The organism is Cobetia sp. Dlab-2-AX, assembly GCF_024124625.1.
Lineage (GTDB): Bacteria > Pseudomonadota > Gammaproteobacteria > Pseudomonadales > Halomonadaceae > Cobetia.
The window spans coordinates 160,818-179,882 of record NZ_JAMXRV010000007.1 but is presented as its reverse complement, the minus strand read 5'-3'; the positions used below and the strand labels follow the sequence as shown (position 1 = coordinate 179,882).

The window sequence follows — 19,065 nt, the reverse complement described above, 5'->3', positions numbered from 1 at the left end:
CCTCCGACACCTCTGCGTGAGTGTATCGAGAGGTAGGCGAGCCGGAAGCCGTCGCCCTTGGCGGCGGCTTCCGCGCATCTGAAGCTTGCGTCATAAGCATCTGCGATGCCGGTCTGAGCGCAGTGCTGAAAGCCTGGCCCGTCTGCGCTACTCTGCGCAGTCCTCCGTTCCATCACCACCGTGTCCTGAGCCATGCCGATCGCGCTCGCTGTCCGTATCGCTCAGCACATTGATCATCAGCCGTCGCTGCGGCGGTTGGTGAATTTCTCCGCCTTCATCTGTCACTGAGGTCATCCATGAGCAATGTCCGTCACGAACGTCTGATCATCCTTGGTTCCGGCCCGGCGGGTTATACCGCTGCCGTCTATGCCGCGCGTGCCAATCTCAAACCGCTGTTGATCACCGGCATGCAGATGGGTGGTCAGCTGACCACTACCACCGATGTCGACAACTGGCCGGGTGATGATGCCGGCGTGCAGGGACCGGAGCTGATGGAGCGCATGCGCCGTCACGCCGAGCGCTTCGAGACCGAGATCCTGTTCGATCACATCAATGAAGTGACCCTCGGTGAGCGTCCCTTCCTGCTCAAGGGTGACAACGGCAGCTACAGCTGTGACGCCCTGATCATCGCTACCGGCGCCAGCGCGCAGTACCTGGGGCTGCCGAGTGAGCAGCAGTTCATGGGCCAGGGCGTCTCGGCCTGTGCGACCTGTGACGGCTTCTTCTATCGCAATCAGGAAGTCGTGGTAGTCGGTGGTGGCAACACCGCTGTCGAGGAGGCGCTGTACCTGTCCAACATCGCCTCCAAGGTCACGTTGGTGCATCGCCGTGACAGCCTGCGCGCCGAGAAGATCCTGCAGGACAAGCTGTTCGACAAGGTCGAGAACGGCAACATGGCGGTCGAATGGCACCACACCCTCGACGAAGTGCTGGGCGACAACTCCGGCGTCACCGGCGTGCGTCTGCGTCATGTCGAAAGCGGTGCCACCAAGGAGTTGAGCTCGATGGGCGTGTTCATCGCCATCGGCCACCGTCCGAATACCAGCCTGTTCGAAGGCCAGCTCGAGATGCAGGGCGGCTATCTCAAGGTCCAGTCCGGTCTGGAAGGCAATGCCACCCAGACCAGCATCCCCGGTGTCTATGCCTGTGGCGATGTGATGGACCACGTCTACCGTCAGGCGATCACCTCTGCCGGTACCGGCTGCATGGCGGCGCTGGATGCCGAGCGTTATCTGGACGGCCTCATCGCCTGAGATCGTCCTGCCCATTTCAACACGATCCATGTCGACACGATCTGTGTCGAGAGTGTCTGATTCGGCACTTTCTGATTTGAGACAGTCTGATTCGATACAGTCTGATTCAGCACTGCCCGACCGGCCCCGCAGCCTCGCTGCGGGGCCGGCCTGCGTTCAAGGCCCTGTCAGGACTTGGCTGGGAGGGCTGAGGCTCAGTAATGGGGTGGCAGCTCGTCGTGTGGCTGCGCACTGAAAGGTGCTGTCGAGTCTGCATTGCCTTGCTGTTCGCGCAGGGTGCGGAGCTGGCTGGCCATCAGCGCGGTGAGGCGCTCGAGGGTCTCTATCTGGCGCTGCTGGGCGATGACGGTGCGATCGAGGGTCTCGAGCCAGTCATCCTGATGCGCGAGGCGCGATTCCAGTGCTTCCAGTCGGGCTTCCAGGTTGGGATCAGTCGAGGTTGTCATGCATCTGGGTTCCAGAGGGTGAGGGAATGGTCCGCGTTAGCAATGGAGGAGGAGGGTAAGGCGGCCGCCGTTGGATGACGACTCATGCCACGATTTCTGAGCGATGGCACGCCGAATCGTTGCTTCGGTCATTACCGGGATCATTGCCTGGATCGTTGTCGAAGTACCGCAAAGTGTTGAAGGATTGTCACTGAGTTGCCTCAGACGCATCAGGAAGAGGCGTGATAGACTGCTGACAGTGCGATTGACTTGTTTTTCGTATATCGCACCCATTGACGGCCTTCGATCGCCTGCGCTTCGCGCGTCATTGACAGGGCCGGTTCCATCGACTGATGTGGAGTTACCTGCATCACGAGCCACGACGTCACCAGAGCGATGCACAGGTATCTTCGCGTGTATCAGTGACGGTGACGGGCACCGCCGTGAGGCGCTGCATTCAGGCAGTTTCCCGACTGACGATAGCTGCTGTACCCCTGTCGTGCGGTCAGGCGCTGTCCATTGCGATCAAGGGCAGAACATTCTGATAGGGATCATCCGAAGCACTCATTTCTGCCCTCGCGTTACACCTCCACCCATTACCTAGAGAGTTTATCTTGATGAGTTCCAAGACGTTCTTCCGTTGTTTCATCATCAGCCTGCTGCTGGCACTGCCGGCACCGTTGCTGATTGCTGTCTTCATCACCCTGACCGGCGGCCAGCTGGCCGACACCCTGAGCCAGGCGCTTAGCGTCGAGGGCTTCGAGCTGGCGTACGCGGCTGCCGTCGCGGCCGTGTTCATCCTGCTGTTGATCGCGACGCTTGCCATCCCGGTGCTGTCTCCGCGCTCTGCAGTGCTGGCTGAAGTCGAGGACGACGATCGTGAGATCGGCGAGGTCAAGTGGTTCAATGTCAACAAGGGCTACGGTTTCGTGACCCGTGAAAGTGGTGAAGATGTCTTCGTTCACTTCCGTGCCATTCGTGGCAAGGGCCACCGTACCTTGGCCGAAGGTCAGAAAGTGCGTTACCACGTCATCAGCAATGAGCGTGGCCTGCAGGCGGATGACGTGACAGTCATCACCTGATCGCTGACTCGCTCAGTGAAAGACGACAACGCCCCGCAGGCCAGCCTGCGGGGCGTTGTCGTTTCATGGACTGTCACCAGAAGAGACGGGTCACTCAGCCCTTGTCCGGCCAGGTGAAGGCCTCTTCGCTGCCATCAGCCATGACGCGGAAGAAGCGGTCCGGCTCATCACCGGGCTGCCAGCTGCCCAGTGAGCAACGCGTCTCGACCTGCAGGGCCCGGGCGGCGTCGCGTGCGCAGTCGACATCGCGCGCCCAGGGGGTACTGGCGCTGTCGAACCACAGGCTGGCGAAGCCATCGGCGACCTTCTCGACCACCAGCACCGCGATCTCGGCGCCATCACGCGTGAGGCGCGTACGGTGCTGCAGCTTGCCGGCCGGCTGGAAGACGACGACCTGACCGAACTGCTCGCCCAGCCAGGCGCCCAGTGCTTCCAGGCTCAAGGGCTTGAGGTAGATCTCGATGTCCGGATATTGCTCATCGGCGTCATTGTGCGGGGTGTCGCTCATGCCGGGGTCTCTTGGGTCGCGGGGACAAACAGGTATTCCAGGATGTGCTCGTAGGCGCTGGAGAGTCGGTCCAGGTCGCTGGCCATGACGCGTTCATCGATCTTGTGGATGGTCGCGTTGACCGGCCCCAGCTCGACGACCTGAGTGCCGAGCGTGGCGATGAAGCGACCATCGGAGGTGCCGCCTGAGGTGGACAGGACAGGTTTGCGTCCCAGCGCGCGTTCCACGCCGTGCACGGCGGCATCGACCAGCGCACCTTCCGGCGTCAGGAAGGGTTCACCACTCAGGTTCCACTCGATCTCGACGTCCAGACCGTGCTTCTCGAGGATCTCATAGGTGCGACGCTTGAGATCATCGGCGGTCAGCTCGGTTGAGTAGCGGAAGTTGAAGACCACTTCCAGCTCGCCGGGGATGACGTTGGTCGCGCCGGTACCGCCACGGATGTTGGAGATCTGGAAGCTGGTCGCCGGGAAGAAGTCATTGCCGTTGTCCCAATGCTCGGCGGCCAGGTCAGCCAGAGCCGGGGCGGCATCGTGGATCGGGTTGCGCGCCAGATGCGGGTAGGCCACATGGCCCTGGATGCCCTTGATGTGCATGACTGCACCCAGCGAGCCGCGACGGCCATTCTTGATCACGTCCCCGGCGTAGTCGGTGGAGGACGGCTCGCCGACGATGCAGTAATCGAGGCGCTCATGATGCTCGCGCAGATACTCGACCACCGCACGAGTGCCGTGAACCGCCGGGCCTTCCTCGTCGGAGGTGATCAGGAAGGCGATGCGGCCTTCGTGGTCCGGGTTGGCGGTCACGAAGCGCTCGGTGGCAGTCAGCATCGCGGCCAGCGAACCCTTCATGTCGGCGGCGCCACGGCCACACAGGAAGCCGGCATCGTCGATGCACGGCGAGAACGGCGGATACTGCCAGTTGGCTTCTGGGCCCGTCGGCACGACATCGGTATGGCCGGCGAAGGCCAGCACCGGACCATGGTGTCCACGCACCGCCCAGAAGTTGTCGACATCGCCGAAGGGCAGCCGCGTGATGGTGAAGCCCAGCGCCTCGAGGCGTTCGATCATCAGGGTCTGGCAGTCCAGGTCGTCCGGCGTGACCGAGGGGCGTGAGATGAGATCGAAGGCCAGCTCCAGCGTCGGAGACAGATCGGCGGGGCGTGGAGGAAGCGGTGCGTTTGAATCAGTCATCATGGGCCATCGCTGCAGGCGTCATCGCGAGGAGCGACAGCGCGAAATTCGGGGGGGGGAGAGACGAAGTGTGTTCATGCCGGCTCGGACACTGCTGCCCGAGCCGGGAAATGCCACGGCTGCCCGTCATGCTGACAGGCAGCCGTCACACGTATCAGTTGTGAGCGTGCAGGGCATCGTTGAGCGCGATGGCGCTCTTGTTGGTGAGGCATTCGACACGACCGGTGATCGAGTTGCGACGCAGCAGCAGGTCGTCCTGATTCGCCAGCTCACGTGCTGCGATCGTCTCGACTTCCTGGCCTTCGTTGTCGAAGACCATGACCTTGGTGCCAGCGGTGATGTACAGGCCAGCTTCCACGGTGCAGCGATCGCCCAGCGGGATGCCGATACCGGCATTGGCGCCGATCAGACAGCCTTCGCCGACCTTGATGACGATGTTGCCGCCACCGGACAGGGTGCCCATGGTGGAGCATCCGCCGCCAAGATCAGACCCCTTGCCGACGAAGACGCCCGCAGCGATACGGCCCTCGACCATGCCCGGGCCTTCGGTGCCGGCATTGAAGTTGCAGAAGCCTTCGTGCATCACGGTGGTGCCTTCGCCCAGGTAGGCACCCAGACGCACACGTGCGGTATCGGCGACACGGATGCCGGTCGGCACCACGTAGTCGGTCATCTTCGGGAACTTGTCGACGCAGTCCACGGACAGGGTGCGACCTTCCAGGCGGGCCTTGAGGCGGCGCGCCGGCAGCTCTTCGATGTCGATGGCGCCTTCGTTGGTCCAGGCGACATTCTTGAGCAGACCGAACATGCCGGTCAGGTCGATGCCGTGCGGGCGCACCATGCGGTGAGACAGCAGGTGCAGCTTGAGGTAGACCTCCGGCACGCTCTGCGGGGCGGCATTTTCCTCGATGAACATGGCGACCAGCGGGCGCTGGCTGGTGGCCAGGCTCTCGGCCAGTTCGGCCTGGGCGCTGTCACCGGCGTCGCGCAGGGCGCTGGCCAGGGCGGCGCAGTGTTCCGGCAGGAAGCTGGTGGCGGTGGTGCCAGCCGGTGCGTCCAGTGCCTTGCGAGCGGCGTCAACAACGGCAGCGGTCGGCTTGAACAGCGGGGCAGGATAATAGACTTCCAGCCAGTCGCCGGTGGTGTTCTGGGTGCCGATTCCGAGGGCAAGGCTCAACATCGTGTCAATCTCCGAGGTGTCCAGTGGTGTAAGGGGTAACTCAATCCTGCGATTCGTAGACCGCCTTGTCATAGCCGATCACCAGATCCATCTCATTGTCGGCGGGATGACGCTCGAGAATGGGACGCTTGATCAGGGTCGGGTGCTCCAGCATCAATGCGCGTGCCGAATTGGCATCGAGGCTGTCACGTTGTTCATCGCTCAGGTTGCGCCAGCTGGTGCTGCGCTTGTTGAGCAGGCTGCTCCAGGCGGCCTGCTCCAGCCAGGATTCCAGCAGGCTGGCGGAGAGGCCATCCTCGCGCAGGTCATGCCAGCGGTAGGGCACGCCCCGATCGTCGAGGGCGCGGCGCGCCTTGCGGCAGGTATCGCAGGTCTTGATGCCGTAGAGCACGTGCATGGCGGTCTCCTTGAGCCAATCCACCCCGCCGGGCGGGGCTGTCATCCAGTGTTGGGCTGCTGTCAGCCCGTGCAGGCCTGGCGCTCAGCGCAGGCGTTCAACGAAGCGACGCAGGCGCTGGGCGGCTTCGACGGTCTGTTCCAGTTCGGCCACCAGCGCCAGACGAATGCGCCCGGCACCCGGATTCACGCCGTCCACCTCGCGCGCCATGTAGCTTGCCGGCAGCACGCCGACCGCCTCTTCACGCAGCAGGTCGCGGGTGAAGGCGGCGTCGTCACCGCCGGGCACGGCGGGATACAGGTAGAAGCTGGCTTCCGGTGTCGGGAAGTCCATTACCGGCGCAAGGATTTCGGTCACGGCGGCAAACTTCTCGCGGTAGGCATCGCGATTGGCCAGTACGTGGGCTTCATCATTCCAGGCAGCGATGGAGGCATACTGGTGATGCAGCGGCATCGCGCAGCCGTGATAGGTGCGGTAGTGACGGAAGCGACGGATCACCTCGCCATCGCCGGCCACGAAGCCGGAGCGCAGGCCCGGCAGGTTGGAGCGTTTGGACAGCGAGTGGAAGACCACACAGCGCGCATAGTCATCGCGGCCCATGGCGGCACAGGCCTGCAGCAGGCCCGGCGGCGGTGTGCCTTCGTCGAGGTACAGCTCCGAGTAGCACTCATCGGAGGCGATCAGGAAGTCATGCTCGTCGGCGAGGCGAATCAGCTGCTGGAAATCGGCCAGCGGTGTCACGGCACCGGTGGGATTGCCCGGCGAGCAGACGAAGACGATCTGGGTGTCGCGCCACACGTCCGCCGGCACCGCCGCGTAATCAGGGCGGAAGCCATTCTCGGCGGGGCAGGGCAGGTAGGTGACATCGCCGCCGGCCAGCAGCGTCGCGCCTTCGTAGATCTGATAGAAGGGATTCGGCACCAGCACGCGCGCCGGACGCGTGCTGTCCAGCGAGGCCTGGATGAAGGCGAACAGTGCTTCGCGGGTGCCGGTGACCGGCAGGACCTGCTGGTCGATATCCGGCGTGGCGTTGAGCGAGAAGCGCTTTTCGAGCCAGTCGGCAATCGCCTGGCGCAATTCCGGCAGCCCGCCGGTGGCGGGGTATTTGGCCACGCCCATGATGTGCTCGCGCAGGGTGTCGAGCACGAACTCGGGCGGCGCATGACGCGGCTCGCCGATGGTCAGTGCAATCGGGTCCAGGGCGGGGTTGGGCACGACGCCCTCGCGCAGCTTGGCCAGGGTTTCAAACGGGTAGGGCTTGAGCTGGTCGAGATCCGGGTTCATGCACGTTCCATGGGTGATGGCCGTGGCAGTCAGGCTGCCGGCCGAGCAGGAAGGAAGGCGTCCGCGAGTCACTGGACTGCCATGCAGGTCGACTCGCGATTATAGGGAAGCCGGCCGGTCCCCTCAATCGCGGGGTGCCGGCCGGCGCTTTCCCTCTGTACTCTCGTCACGTGCCGTCATGTGCCGTCACGTGTCTCAGCCGCGCTCGCCGACCTCGAGGACTTCGGTGAGGGCGTCACGCAGGCGTGTCTGGCGCTCGGGGTCGGTGATGGGCTCGCCGGCGCGGTCGGTGATGAAGAAGATATCCTCGACGCGCTCGCCGAGGGTGGCGATCTTGGCGGCGTCGATGGCGATCTCGTGCTCCATGAACACGCGGCCGATGCGCGCCAGCAGGCCCGGGCGGTCCGAGGCGATCACTTCCAGTACGCTGCGGCCGTTGGTGTAGTCCTGGCTCAGCGTGATGCGCGGCGCGATGCGGAAATGCTTGAGCTGGCGCGGCGTGTGACGATTGACGATCACCGAGTAGTCATCCGGGTCATCCAGCTCTTCGACCAGATGGGTGCGGATATCGGCCAGGCGTGCGGCATCGCGGATCGGCTCACCTTCATCGTCGAGCAGGATGAAGGTGTTGAGCGTCCAGTTGTGGCTGGAGGTGGCGATGCGCGCATCGTGGATCGAGAGCCCCAGCTGTTCCAGCGCCGCGGCAGTGGCCGCGAACAGGTTGTCCACCGAGCGGGTATGGATGAAGACCTTGGTGCCGCCTTCGGTCATCTCCTCGGTGGGCGCGCTGGTCAGTACCAGCGGCAGCGGCTCGCCATGCTCGTCGAGCTGCGGTGCCGCCTGGCGCGCCAGGATGCCCTGAGTGTGCCAGGCCACCTCGCTGGGCGCGTAGCGTACGAAGTAGTCGTCGCCGAGGCTGGCCCACAGCGCCTCGGCGTCAGTGCGGGCGGTGCCCATGCCGGCCAGCAGGGACAGTGCCTCCTCACGGGTCTCGGTGATCCACTCGTGGCGCTCCGGTGGGTGCTCGAGGCCACGGCGCAGCGCCCGGCGCGTCTCCATGTGCAGCTGGCGCAGCAATGCCGCACGCCAGCCGTTCCACAGCGACGGGTTGGTGGCGTTGATGTCGGCCACCGTCAGCACGTAGAGATAATCGAGGTGCGTCTCGTCGCCGACGATCTCGGCGAAGCGGGTGATGATCTCGGGGTCGGCGATGTCCTGCTTCTGGGCGGTCATCGACATCAGCAGGTGGTGGCGCACCAGCCAGCTCAGCGTACGGGTGTCGCGCGGGCTGAGGTCATGACGGCGCGCGAAGTCCTCGACCTCGACGGCGCCGATCTCGGAGTGGTCGCCGCCACGGCCCTTGCCGATGTCGTGATAGAGCCCGGCGATCCACAGCAGCTCCAGCTTGGGCAGTTCGCGGATCAGGGTCGCGGCGACCGGGAATTCCTCCTCGGCATCGGGGGCGCGGAATTCCTGGGCGACCTTGAGCAGGCGCAGGGTGTGCGCATCGACGGTGTAGACGTGGAAGAGGTCGTGCTGCATCAGTCCCACGGCACGCCCGAAGGCCGGCAGGTACTTGCCGAGGATGCCGTAGCGCGCCATGCGCTTGAGTACGCGGGGCACGTTGCCGCCACAGCGCATCAGCTCCATGAACAGACTCTGGTGGCGCACGTCATCGCGGAAGGCGTCGTCGATCTGGTGGCGATGATCACGCAGCGCGCGGATGGTGTCGGCGCGCACGCCCTCGATCTCCGGATGCTGCGCCATCAGCAGGAACAGCTCCAGCAGCGCGGCGGGGCGGCGGCGGAACACGCCTTCCTCGCGCAGGCTGATGTAGCCGCTGCGGATCTCGAAGCGCGGATTGAGCGGCACGATGTTGACCGGTTCGTCATGGCGCAGGATGGCCTCGTCGAAGTGCTGCAGCAGCATGTCATTGAGGCCCGCCAGGGCGGTGACATGGCGGTAGTAGCGCTTCATGAACTGCTCGACCGCCAGATGCTCGGGCGTATCGCGGAAGCCGAATAGCTCGGCGATGGTGCGCTGGTGGTCGAACAGCAGCCGGTCCTCGGCGCGCCCGGCCAGCATGTGCAGCGCGAAGCGCACCTGCCACAGGAAGGCCTGGCCCTGGCTGAGAATGCGCAGTTCGGCATCATTCATGAAGCCCAGTGCGACCAGGTTGTCGTAGCGCTCGACCCCGAAGTGGCGCTTGGCGACCCAGCCGATCATCTGGATGTCACGCAGGCCGCCCGGCGACGACTTGATGTTGGGTTCGAGGTGGTATTCGGTGTTGGCGAACTTGTGGTGACGCGCGATCTGCTCCTGCCACTTGGCCTCGAAGAAGGCTTCGGCCGGCCACAGGCGGTCGGTAGCCAGGCGTTCGCGCATGGCCTCGCGCAGTCGCTGCGGGCCGGCGATAACGCGGGATTCCAGCAGGTTGGTGATCACGGTGACATCGGCGCGTGCCTCACGTTCGCAATCACTCAGCGAGCGCACGGACTGGCCGATCTCGAGACCGATGTCCCACAGGAAGGTGATGAAGTCGGATAGCGCCTCACGATAGGGCGTGTCGTCGTCCTGCTCCAGCAACAGCAGCAGGTCGATGTCGGAATGCGGGTGCAGCTCGCCACGGCCGTAGCCGCCCACGGCGAGCAGGGCGATGCCGTCATCCGGCCAGGCCTGACGTTGCCAGGCGATGGCCAGCAGGCGATCGATGGCGCGGGCACGACCATGGATGAGGTCGCGGATGTCGGCGCCCGCCTTGAAACGAGCCTCGAGACGCTCCTGTACCTGTGCCAGAGCCCGCTTGAACAGCGGGATGGGGGTCTTCGTCGTGGCCAGCTCGCCGTCCAGGGTGACGGCATCGTAGAGCGCTTCACGCTCGACGAAGTGATAGTGGTGCAGGAGCATCTTGATCAACCCTCGAGGAAGGAGAGGTCCTCTTCCGTGCGACGTGTCAGCACCTCAACGCCGGTGGCGGTGACCAGCAGGGTGTGCTCCCACTGGGCCGAGAGGCTCTTGTCCTTGGTGACAGCCGTCCAGTCGTCCTTGAGGACCTTCACCTTGTAGCCGCCGACATTGACCATCGGCTCGATGGTCAGGCACATGCCTTCCAGAAGCTCGGCGTCAGCACGGGTTTCGTAGCCGTCATAGTGCAGCACCTGCGGGTCTTCATGGAAGCCGGCGCCGATGCCGTGGCCGCAGAAGTCACGCACGACACTGTAGCCTGCCGCTTCGGCATGCTTCTGGATCGCGCGACCGATTTCTGACAGGCGTACGCCCGGACGTACCAGCTCGATGCCTTTATAGAGGCATTCCTGGGTGATGCGGCACAGACGCTCGGCCTGGATGCTCGGTTCGCCGACGAAGTACATCTTCGAGGTGTCGCCGTGATAGCCATCCTTGATCACGGTGATGTCGATGTTGAGGATGTCACCCTTCTTGAGCTTCTTGTTGTCATCGGGAATGCCGTGACAGACCACGTGATTGATCGAGGTGCAGATCGATTTCGGGAAGCCGTGGTAGTTGAGCGGTGCCGGAATGCAGCCCTGAACTTCGGTGATGTGGTGGTGCGCGATGCGGTTGAGCTCGCCCGTGGTGATGCCGGGACGGACGTGCTCGTCGAGCAGCTCCAGCACTTCAGCCGCCAGACGGCCGGCGACGCGCATCTTGTCGATTTCTTCAGCTGTCTTGATGGGAATGTTCATGAGGACTCGAGGCAGGAGATAAGAGGGATGAAATGCCGCCAGGCCGCGCGTGACGGGGGGATGGCGCGGTACATCGCGTGCCGCGTCGGGTAGTGGCGACTTCATATCGTGGTCGAGCTATGGTATAAAGCCGCGCGCTTTCCTGCAAATTCTCCTCGATCGGCCACCTCCGGGCGCCTGGCCGAGGCGAGATTGAAGGACTGACGTACATAACCCCAATCCACACACGTTCCGTCACATGGTCCCGGGTGCCGCGCAAGCGGTCGGATCCATGGGGGACGTGGAGGCCCAACCCGATATCCAGGAGATATTCACATGGCGCAAGTCAACATGCGCGATCTGCTCAAGGCAGGCGCACACTTCGGTCACCAGACCAAGTACTGGAACCCGAAGATGTCCAAGTTCATCTTCGGCGCTCGCAACAAGATCCACATCATCAACCTCGAGCACACCCTGCCGGCGCTGAACGAAGCCGTGTCAGTGGTCGAGAAGATGGCTGCCAATGGCAACAAGATCATGTTCGTGGGCACCAAGCGCGCTGCCGGCAAGATCATCAAGGAAGAAGCTCGCAAGGCTGGCCAGCCGTACGTCAACCATCGCTGGTTGGGCGGCATGCTGACCAACTTCAAGACCATCCGTCAGTCCATCAAGCGCCTGCGCGAAATCGAGCAGATGCATGAAGACGGTACCTTCGCGAAGCTGACCAAGAAAGAAGTCCTGATGGCCACTCGTGAGCAGGAAAAGCTCGAGCGTTCCATCGGCGGTATCAAGGACATGGGCGGCCTGCCGGACGCAATGTTCGTGATCGACGTTGACCACGAGCGCATCGCGATCAACGAAGCCAACAAGCTGGGCATCCCGGTCATCGGCGTCGTCGATACCAACTCCAACCCGGACGGCGTGGACTACGTCATCCCGGGTAACGATGACTCCATCCGTGCCATCCAGATCTATGTCCAGGCAATTGCAGGCGCCTGTGGCAAGAACAAGGAAGAAGAGCTGGCCGGTGAGTTCGTCGAAACTGCTTCTGAAGAAGACGCAGCAGAGTGATCCTGGCGGCTTGATCTGACTGTCACAAACGCTGCGCTACACTGAGTGCGGCATGGCCTAGCCAGGTGGCAGTCAGGTCAGGCAATGAGGGGGCCAAGGCCCCCTCATTTGCGACCGTTCCGCGGTCGTGACCGAATTCCCGTATTCAAAGACGTCGACACGACAGAGGTTTCATCCCATGGCAGCTATCAGCGCATCTATGGTCAAGGAACTGCGTGAGCGTACTGCGCTCGGCATGATGGAATGCAAGAAGGCTCTTACCGAAGCCGGTGGCGACATCGAGCTTGCGATCGAGAACCTGCGCAAGAACTCCGGCCTGAAGGCCGCCAAGAAAGCTGGCCGCGTGGCCGCTGAAGGCGCCATCGTCATCAAGGTCGCCGACGACGCCAGCTACGGCGTGATGGTCGAAGTCAACTCCGAGACCGACTTCGTCGCTCGTGATGACAATTTCAAGGCCTTCACTCAGCTGATCGCCGATCGTGTGTTCGCTACCAAGAACACCGACATCGCCTCCCTGATGGAAGGTGAGCTGGAAGACGCCCGTGGTCAGCTGGTCCAGAAGATCGGTGAGAACATCTCCGTTCGTCGTGCCGAGCTGGTCGAAGCGCCGGCTGACGGCGTCGTCGGTGGCTACGTCCACGGCGGCCGCATCGCTGCGCTGACTCTGCTGAATGGCGGTACTGGCGAAGCAGCCAAGGACGTTTCCATGCACGTCGCAGCCGTCAACCCGGTCTGTGCACGTCCGGCAGACATGCCGCAGGAACAGATGGACGCCGAGAAGGCCATCATCCTTGCTCAGCCGGACATGGCAGGCAAGCCGGCGGAAATCGCCGAGAAGATGTCCCAGGGGCGTCTGAAGAAGTATCTGGCCGAGAACAGCCTGACCGAACAGCCGTTCGTCAAGGACCCGAACCAGACCGTCGCCGAGTTCGTCAAGGCTGCCGGCGGTGAGGTGGTGTCCTTCGTGCGCATGGAAGTCGGTGAAGGTATCGAGAAGGAAGAAGTGGACTTCGCAGCTGAAGTCCGTGAGCAGGCCAGCCGCGCGTAAGGGCTGACTGTTTTCGCTTCTCACGATGGCGTGCGCTTAGGCGCACGCCATCGTGTATCTGGCCCCCGCCTTCGGGCCGCCCCGTCCCCGTATGTCAGTATCAGGAGAGATTCGCATGGCCACCATTTCCGCTGAACGCAATGCCAAGTACAAGCGCATACTGCTCAAGCTTTCCGGTGAGGCCCTGATGGGCGATGGCGATTTCGGCATCGACCCCAAGGTGCTGGATCGCATGGCGCTGGAAATCGGTCAGCTGGTGGGCATCGGTGTCCAGGTCGGTATCGTGATCGGTGGCGGCAACCTGTTCCGTGGCGCAGCCCTGCAGGAAGCCGGCATGGAGCGCGTGACCGGTGATCACATGGGCATGCTGGCAACCGTCATGAACGGTCTGGCACTGCGTGATGCACTGGAGCGCTCCAATATCCGTTCTCGCGTGATGTCTGCCATCCCGATGAGTGGCGTGGTAGAACATTACGACCGCCGTACCGCCATTCGCTATCTGACGTCTGGCGATGTGGTCATCTTCTCCGCCGGTACCGGCAACCCGTTCTTCACTACCGATTCCGCTGCCTGTCTGCGCGGTATCGAGATCGACGCGGATGCCGTCATCAAGGCGACCAAGGTAGATGGTGTCTACGACAAGGACCCGGTCAAGTTCCCGGATGCCGTGAAGTACGACAGCCTCAGCTATGACGACGCCCTGGAGCAGAAGCTTGGCGTGATGGATTTGACCGCCATCTGCCTGGTGCGTGACCATGACATGCCGGTGCGGGTGTTCAACATGAACAAGGCAGGCGCGCTGCTCAACCTGGTGGTGGGTGGCAAGGAAGGCACGCTGATTGATAGAGGGTAAGATTGTGATCAACGACATCAAGAAAGACGCCGAATCACGCATGAAGAAGACCATCGAGTCCCTCGGTGCCGCCTTCGGCAAGATCCGTACGGGTCGTGCGCATCCCAGTATCCTGGATGCCGTGACGGTCGATTACTACGGCAGCCCGGTGCCGCTGAATCAGGTGGCCAACATCAGCGCCGAAGATGCGCGTACCCTGACTGTCGTGCCGTGGGAAAAGCCCATGGTGCCGAAGGTCGAGAAGGCCATCATGACTTCTGACCTGGGTCTCAACCCGTCCACCGCCGGTGACGTGATTCGCGTGCCGATGCCGATGCTGACGGAAGAGACGCGTCGCGGTTATACCAAGCAGGCGCGTGCAGAAGCGGAAAACGCCCGCGTGGCGCTCCGCAATGTGCGTCGTGACGCCAATGGCGACATCAAGAGCCTGCTCAAGGACAAGGACATCTCTGAAGACGATGCACGTCGCGGAGAAGACGAGATCCAGAAGCTGACCGACAAGTATGTGGCGGAAGTCGACAGTGCTCTGGAGCACAAGGAAACTGACCTGATGCAGGTCTGATCGGGTCTGCCGCCGGCGCTTGCCGGCGGCATCCGGTGCTCGTAGCGAGACCCCATGACGTCACCGAACTCCCCCTCCACGCCACGCCATGTGGCGATCATCATGGACGGCAACAACCGCTGGGCGAAGTCCCGCGGCTGGGCTGGCATACGCGGCCATCGCGCCGGTGCCGAAACCGTCCGCAGTACCATCCGTCGCGCTGCCGAGCAGGGCGTGGAAGTGCTGACCCTGTTTGCCTTCTCCAGTGAGAACTGGAAGCGCCCGGCCAATGAAGTCAGTGCGCTGATGGAGCTGTTTCTGCTGGCGCTCAAGCGCGAGGTCAAGAAGCTTCATCGCCACGATATCCGGCTCTCGATCATCGGCGAGCGCAGCCGTTTTTCCGATTCGATTCAAAAGCATATCCAGAGCGCCGAAGACATGACGCGCGGCAATCGCGGCATGCATGTGGTGATCTGCGCCAACTATGGCGGCCGTTGGGATATCGCCGAGGCCGCTCGCCGTCTGGCGGAGCAGGTCGAGCGCGGCGAGCTCAAGGCTGCGGACATCGACGAGTCACGTCTCGGGGCGGAAGTGTGCCTGAGCGATCTGCCGGAGGTGGATCTGTGTATCCGCACCAGCGGTGAGCAGCGTATCTCCAACTTCCTGATCTGGCAGCTGGCCTATGCCGAGTTCTATTTCTCGCCCGTGCTGTGGCCTGATTTCGATGCGGCAGCCTTCGATGAAGCGCTCAGCGCCTACGCCCTGCGTCAGCGTCGTTATGGCATGACCAGCGAACAACTCGACGCCGAGGGGCTCTAGTGCTCAGACAACGAATCATCACCGCGCTCATTCTCGCGCCGCTGGCGCTGTGGGGGCTGTTCGGCCTCGACGGCGCTGCCTTTGCCACCTTCACCGGCGCTGTCGTCGCGCTGGCCGCCTGGGAGTGGTCCAACCTGTCTGGCGTGCGTGCTGGCATGGCGCGCCTGCTGTTCCCGCTGGTGCTCAGCGCGCTGATGCTGCTGGTCTGGCAGCTCGATGGCGCTCTTGCGCGTTGGCCGCTGTATCTGGCGGCACTGGCATGGCTGGTCAATCTGCGCTGGGTAATGCGCTATCCGGCCGCCAGTCAGGAATGGCAGGCGACCGGCGTGCGGTTGGGGGTCGGCGTGCTGGCGCTGCTGCCGACCTGGTTCGGCTTCGTGCAGCTCAAGGCCAGTGGCGGCGAGTGGCTGCTGTATGTGCTGCTGATGGTGTGGGCGGCGGATATCGGTGCCTACTTCTCCGGCAAGCGTTTCGGCAAGCGCAAGCTGGCGCCGCGCGTCAGCCCGGGCAAGTCCTGGGAGGGCGTCTACGGTGGTCTGGTGGCCACCGGCCTGCTGGCGACCGGCTATGCGCTGGCGGGGCTGGCCGACTGGCTGCCGCTGCTGCTGGTCACGCTGGGCGTGACAGCCGTCTCGGTGCTGGGTGACCTGCTCGAGAGCATGTTCAAGCGCCAGCGTCAGATGAAGGACTCAAGCCATCTGCTGCCCGGTCATGGTGGCGTGATGGATCGCATCGACAGCCTGACCGCGGCGGTGCCGCTGTTTGCCCTGCTGTTGCCGTGGGTGCTGGGAGGTGGTGCGTGAGCACGAATGTGAACGTGAATCACGAGACTCCTTCTGATGCACCTGAGTTGCAGCGCATCACCATCCTCGGCGCGACCGGCTCCATCGGGGCCAGTACCCTGGATGTGATCGCGCGCCATCCCGAGCGCTATCGGGTGCATGCGCTCAGCGCTGCCACGCGCCACGAGGCGCTGCTGGAGCTGTGTCTGACGCATCGCCCGCAGGTGGCGGTGATCGCCTCGTGCGAGGCGGCTGCATGGCTCAGTGAGGCCCTCAGGGGCGTCGAGAGCTATCAGGGCACGCCCATCGAGGTGCGCCACGGTGAGCAGGCGCTGGTCGACATCAGTGAGGCGCCTGAAGTCGATAGCGTGATGGCTGCCATCGTCGGTGCGGCTGGCCTGTTGCCGACACTGGCGGCGGTGCGGGCCGGCAAGCGCGTGCTGCTGGCCAACAAGGAAGCGCTGGTGTGTGCCGGGCAGCTGTTCATGGATGCGGTGAAACAGCACGGGGCGACCCTGCTGCCGATCGATTCCGAGCACAACGCCATCTTCCAGTGCCTGCCGGCTCGGCATCGTGATGGCCTGGCGCCGATCGGTGTCGAGAAGCTGTTGCTGACCGCCTCCGGTGGCCCGTTCCGCGATGACGCCGAGTGGCCCGTCGAGCGACTGGCGACGGTGACACCGGACGAGGCCTGCGCGCATCCCAACTGGTCGATGGGGCGCAAGATTTCCGTCGACAGCGCCACCCTGATGAACAAGGGGCTGGAGCTGATCGAGGCCTGCTGGCTGTTCGCCTGCGGGCCGGACGACATTCAGGTGGTCGTGCATCCTCAGAGCGTGATTCACTCGATGGCGGCCTACAGTGATGGCTCGGTACTGGCCCAGATGGGCAATCCGGACATGCGCACGCCGATCGCCTATGCGCTGGCGTGGCCGGAGCGTATCGATGCCGGCGTCGAGCCGCTGGACCTGTTTCAGGTCGCGCGCCTCGATTTCCGTGCCGCCGACGAGACACGCTTCCCGTGTCTGCGCCTGGCCCGTGAGGCCATCGCGGCGGGCGGCACCTGGCCTGCGGTGATGAATGCTGCCAACGAGGTGGCCGTGGCCGCCTTCCTCGAGGGTCGCCTGGCCTTCGATCGAATTCCGGCAGTGGTGCAGGCCGTGATGCAGGCGCGTCCGCCACTGGCGGTGGATGGCCTTGAGGTGATTCTCGCAGAAGACGCGGCGGCGCGTGAGCTGGCCGCTGCCGAGTTGGCCCTTGCCGGGCCCTGAAATCCTATCTTGCACTGTCTTGTCACTTTCTTGGTGAGCGTGGCAAGACAGGCTGCCCATCTCGGGCACCAACCTCCAGGAGCGCGTGATGGGTGTGATCCAGAATATTCTTGCCGTGATCGTCGTGTTGGGGGTGTTGATCACCATCCATGAGTACGGTCATTTCTGGGTCGCGCGTCGTTGCGGCATCAAGGTGCTGCGCTTCTCCATCGGCTTCGGCAAACCTTTCTGGTCGTGGACCGATCGCCACGGCACCGAGTACGGGGTCGCCGCCATTCCGCTGGGTGGCTACGTCAAGATGCTGGATGAGCGCGAAGGGCCGGTCGATCCGGCCGAGCGTCATCTGGCCTTCAACACCAAGTCGGTGTGGAAGCGTATCGCCGTGGTCTCGGCGGGCCCGCTGGCCAACTTCCTGCTTGCCATCGTCGCCTACTGGGCGCTGTTCGTCGCCGGTACCACCACGGTGGTGCCGATGGTCGGTGCCGTGGCGCCGGACTCGCCGGCTGGTCGCGCCGGCCTTGCGCCGAAGACCGAGATCGTCGCCATCAATGGTGAAGCCACTCCCTCATGGGATGAGGTCAACCTGCGCTTGATTGGTGCGATCGGCGATGACAGCCTGACGCTTACCACGCGTGCCGAGGGCGCCAGCACCACGCGTGAGCAGTCCCTCGATGTGACACGCTTTCTGGTCGATCAGGATCCGCCGCGTCCGCTGGTGACGCTGGGCATCACGGCCTGGCGCCCTCAGCTGCCAGCGGTGCTGGGGCGTGTGCTGGACGGTGGTGCCGCCCAGGCGGCAGGTCTGCAGGCCGGTGACCGCATCGTCAGCATCAATGGCACCCTGGTGGTCGACTGGATCGATTTCGTCGAGCGCGTGCGTGGTGCGCCGGGCGAGACGCTGTCGGTACTGGTGGCGCGAGATGGCAAGGAAGAGGCGCTGTCACTGACACCTGCCAGCAATTCGCTCGATGACGGGCGTGTCGTGGGACAGGTCGGCGCCAGCGTCCAGAATGTCAGCTGGCCCGAGCAGTATCAGCGCGAGCTCAGCTTCGGGCCACTGGCGGCCGTCGGGCAGGCCGTCGGCAAGACCGGCGAAATGACGGTGTTGACGCTGGATTCGATCCGCAAGATGCTGGTTGGCCTGATCGCGCCGTCCAATCTGTCAGGCCCGATCACCATCGCGCGTATCGCCGGCGACACGGCGCGCTCCGGCCTCGAGGCCTTCCTCGGCTTCATGGCCTATCTCTCCATCAGTCTGGGTGTCCTGAACCTGCTGCCGATTCCGGTGCTGGATGGCGGGCACCTGCTGTTCTATCTGGTGGAAGCCGTGCGCGGCAAACCACTTTCGCAAGAGGTCCAGAATGCGGGGTTGAAAATCGGCATGGCGCTGGTCGGTTCCCTCATGCTGATGGCCATCTACTTCGATCTCATGCGTCTTTGGTGACGGATTCGGGGAGCCATCAGCACTCGATGGCTCCCGCAGGATGAACCGAATCTGAACTGTCGATGCCCATGGGGGTCAATTCATTGCACGGGCTGGTCAATGCGATCAACTCCCGTCATCATGCCCACACGACTTCGGCCCCGATTGCCGATCCTCACTCGCCGCTGTCTTGTCAGTTGCAGGGGGTTGTGTATAAGGTGCCTGTTCACCCAAGCGGGCGGAATCCAGAGA

General features: G+C 63.5%; 18 protein-coding genes. 10 read left to right on the top strand and 8 right to left on the bottom strand.

The window, feature by feature from the left end; translation table 11 throughout:
- Positions 1-296: 296 nt before the first annotated feature.
- On the top strand, positions 297-1,253 hold the full coding sequence (gene trxB, locus NH396_RS12970; protein ID WP_176678057.1) for a thioredoxin-disulfide reductase: 957 nt from the start codon (positions 297-299) through the stop codon (positions 1,251-1,253).
- A 194-nt stretch (positions 1,254-1,447) separates the two neighbouring features.
- Here the strand turns inward: trxB and NH396_RS12965 are convergent, their stop codons facing one another.
- On the bottom strand, positions 1,448-1,699 hold the full coding sequence (locus tag NH396_RS12965) for a SlyX family protein (protein WP_253064181.1): 252 nt from the start codon (positions 1,697-1,699) through the stop codon (positions 1,448-1,450).
- Between the two features lie 596 nt (positions 1,700-2,295).
- On the opposite strand from NH396_RS12965, the gene NH396_RS17080 reads away from it, so the two are divergent.
- Positions 2,296-2,760 (top strand): cold-shock protein, encoded by a 465-nt coding sequence (locus NH396_RS17080; protein ID WP_043333039.1) that lies wholly within the window; start codon positions 2,296-2,298, stop codon positions 2,758-2,760.
- A 94-nt stretch (positions 2,761-2,854) separates the two neighbouring features.
- Here the strand turns inward: NH396_RS17080 and NH396_RS12955 are convergent, their stop codons facing one another.
- The 7 genes from NH396_RS12955 to map all read right to left on the bottom strand — a co-directional run bounded on the left by NH396_RS12955 (position 2,855) and on the right by map (position 11,026).
- Entirely contained in the window at positions 2,855-3,268 is a 414-nt protein-coding gene (locus NH396_RS12955) for a hypothetical protein (RefSeq protein WP_176678055.1), read from the bottom strand.
- The gene (dapE, locus tag NH396_RS12950; RefSeq protein WP_176678492.1) at positions 3,265-4,461 is read right to left on the bottom strand and encodes a succinyl-diaminopimelate desuccinylase; all 1,197 of its coding nucleotides are present in this window, start codon (positions 4,459-4,461) and stop codon (positions 3,265-3,267) included. Before dapE ends, NH396_RS12955 begins: the two co-directional genes overlap by 4 nt.
- 154 nt (positions 4,462-4,615) lie before the next feature.
- Positions 4,616-5,641 carry a 2,3,4,5-tetrahydropyridine-2,6-dicarboxylate N-succinyltransferase gene (gene dapD, locus NH396_RS12945; RefSeq protein WP_253064179.1) on the bottom strand — a complete coding sequence of 342 codons (1,026 nt, stop codon included), beginning with the start codon at positions 5,639-5,641 and terminating at the stop codon, positions 4,616-4,618.
- 40 nt (positions 5,642-5,681) lie between these two features.
- Positions 5,682-6,083: an ArsC family reductase gene (locus NH396_RS12940; protein WP_306424412.1), complete on the bottom strand. Its 402-nt coding sequence runs from the start codon at positions 6,081-6,083 to the stop codon at positions 5,682-5,684.
- Positions 6,084-6,122: 39 nt separating this feature from the next.
- Entirely contained in the window at positions 6,123-7,322 is a 1,200-nt protein-coding gene (gene dapC, locus NH396_RS12935) for a succinyldiaminopimelate transaminase (protein WP_253064177.1), read from the bottom strand.
- 195 nt (positions 7,323-7,517) lie between these two features.
- On the bottom strand, positions 7,518-10,229 hold the full coding sequence (locus tag NH396_RS12930; RefSeq protein ID WP_176678052.1) for a [protein-PII] uridylyltransferase: 2,712 nt from the start codon (positions 10,227-10,229) through the stop codon (positions 7,518-7,520).
- Positions 10,230-10,234: 5 nt separating this feature from the next.
- Positions 10,235-11,026 carry a type I methionyl aminopeptidase gene (gene map, locus NH396_RS12925; protein WP_253064175.1) on the bottom strand — a complete coding sequence of 264 codons (792 nt, stop codon included), beginning with the start codon at positions 11,024-11,026 and terminating at the stop codon, positions 10,235-10,237.
- 315 nt (positions 11,027-11,341) lie between these two features.
- Here map and rpsB point away from each other — a divergent pair, with 315 nt between their 5' ends.
- The 8 genes from rpsB (at position 11,342) to rseP (ending at position 18,834) form a co-directional block, all read left to right on the top strand.
- Positions 11,342-12,076 carry a 30S ribosomal protein S2 gene (rpsB, locus tag NH396_RS12920; protein ID WP_175089676.1) on the top strand — a complete coding sequence of 245 codons (735 nt, stop codon included), beginning with the start codon at positions 11,342-11,344 and terminating at the stop codon, positions 12,074-12,076.
- A gap of 178 nt (positions 12,077-12,254) precedes the next feature.
- Positions 12,255-13,124: a translation elongation factor Ts gene (gene tsf, locus NH396_RS12915; protein WP_176678050.1), complete on the top strand. Its 870-nt coding sequence runs from the start codon at positions 12,255-12,257 to the stop codon at positions 13,122-13,124.
- Positions 13,125-13,239: 115 nt separating this feature from the next.
- Positions 13,240-13,977, top strand: coding sequence for a UMP kinase (gene pyrH / locus NH396_RS12910; protein WP_253064173.1), 738 nt, complete (start codon positions 13,240-13,242; stop codon positions 13,975-13,977).
- Between the two features lie 4 nt (positions 13,978-13,981).
- Positions 13,982-14,539 carry a ribosome recycling factor gene (gene frr, locus NH396_RS12905; RefSeq protein ID WP_176678049.1) on the top strand — a complete coding sequence of 186 codons (558 nt, stop codon included), beginning with the start codon at positions 13,982-13,984 and terminating at the stop codon, positions 14,537-14,539.
- Positions 14,540-14,593: 54 nt separating this feature from the next.
- Positions 14,594-15,337: a polyprenyl diphosphate synthase gene (gene uppS, locus NH396_RS12900; RefSeq protein ID WP_176678048.1), complete on the top strand. Its 744-nt coding sequence runs from the start codon at positions 14,594-14,596 to the stop codon at positions 15,335-15,337.
- Complete coding sequence (locus NH396_RS12895; RefSeq protein WP_176678047.1) at positions 15,337-16,140, top strand: phosphatidate cytidylyltransferase; 804 nt, start codon at positions 15,337-15,339, stop codon at positions 16,138-16,140. Before uppS ends, NH396_RS12895 begins: the two co-directional genes overlap by 1 nt.
- Positions 16,137-17,390 (top strand): 1-deoxy-D-xylulose-5-phosphate reductoisomerase, encoded by a 1,254-nt coding sequence (ispC, locus tag NH396_RS12890; RefSeq protein WP_253064171.1) that lies wholly within the window; start codon positions 16,137-16,139, stop codon positions 17,388-17,390. Before NH396_RS12895 ends, ispC begins: the two co-directional genes overlap by 4 nt.
- Before the next feature lie 88 nt (positions 17,391-17,478).
- Positions 17,479-18,834: a sigma E protease regulator RseP gene (gene rseP / locus NH396_RS12885; protein ID WP_176678046.1), complete on the top strand. Its 1,356-nt coding sequence runs from the start codon at positions 17,479-17,481 to the stop codon at positions 18,832-18,834.
- The last annotated feature ends 231 nt before the right edge of the window (positions 18,835-19,065 follow it).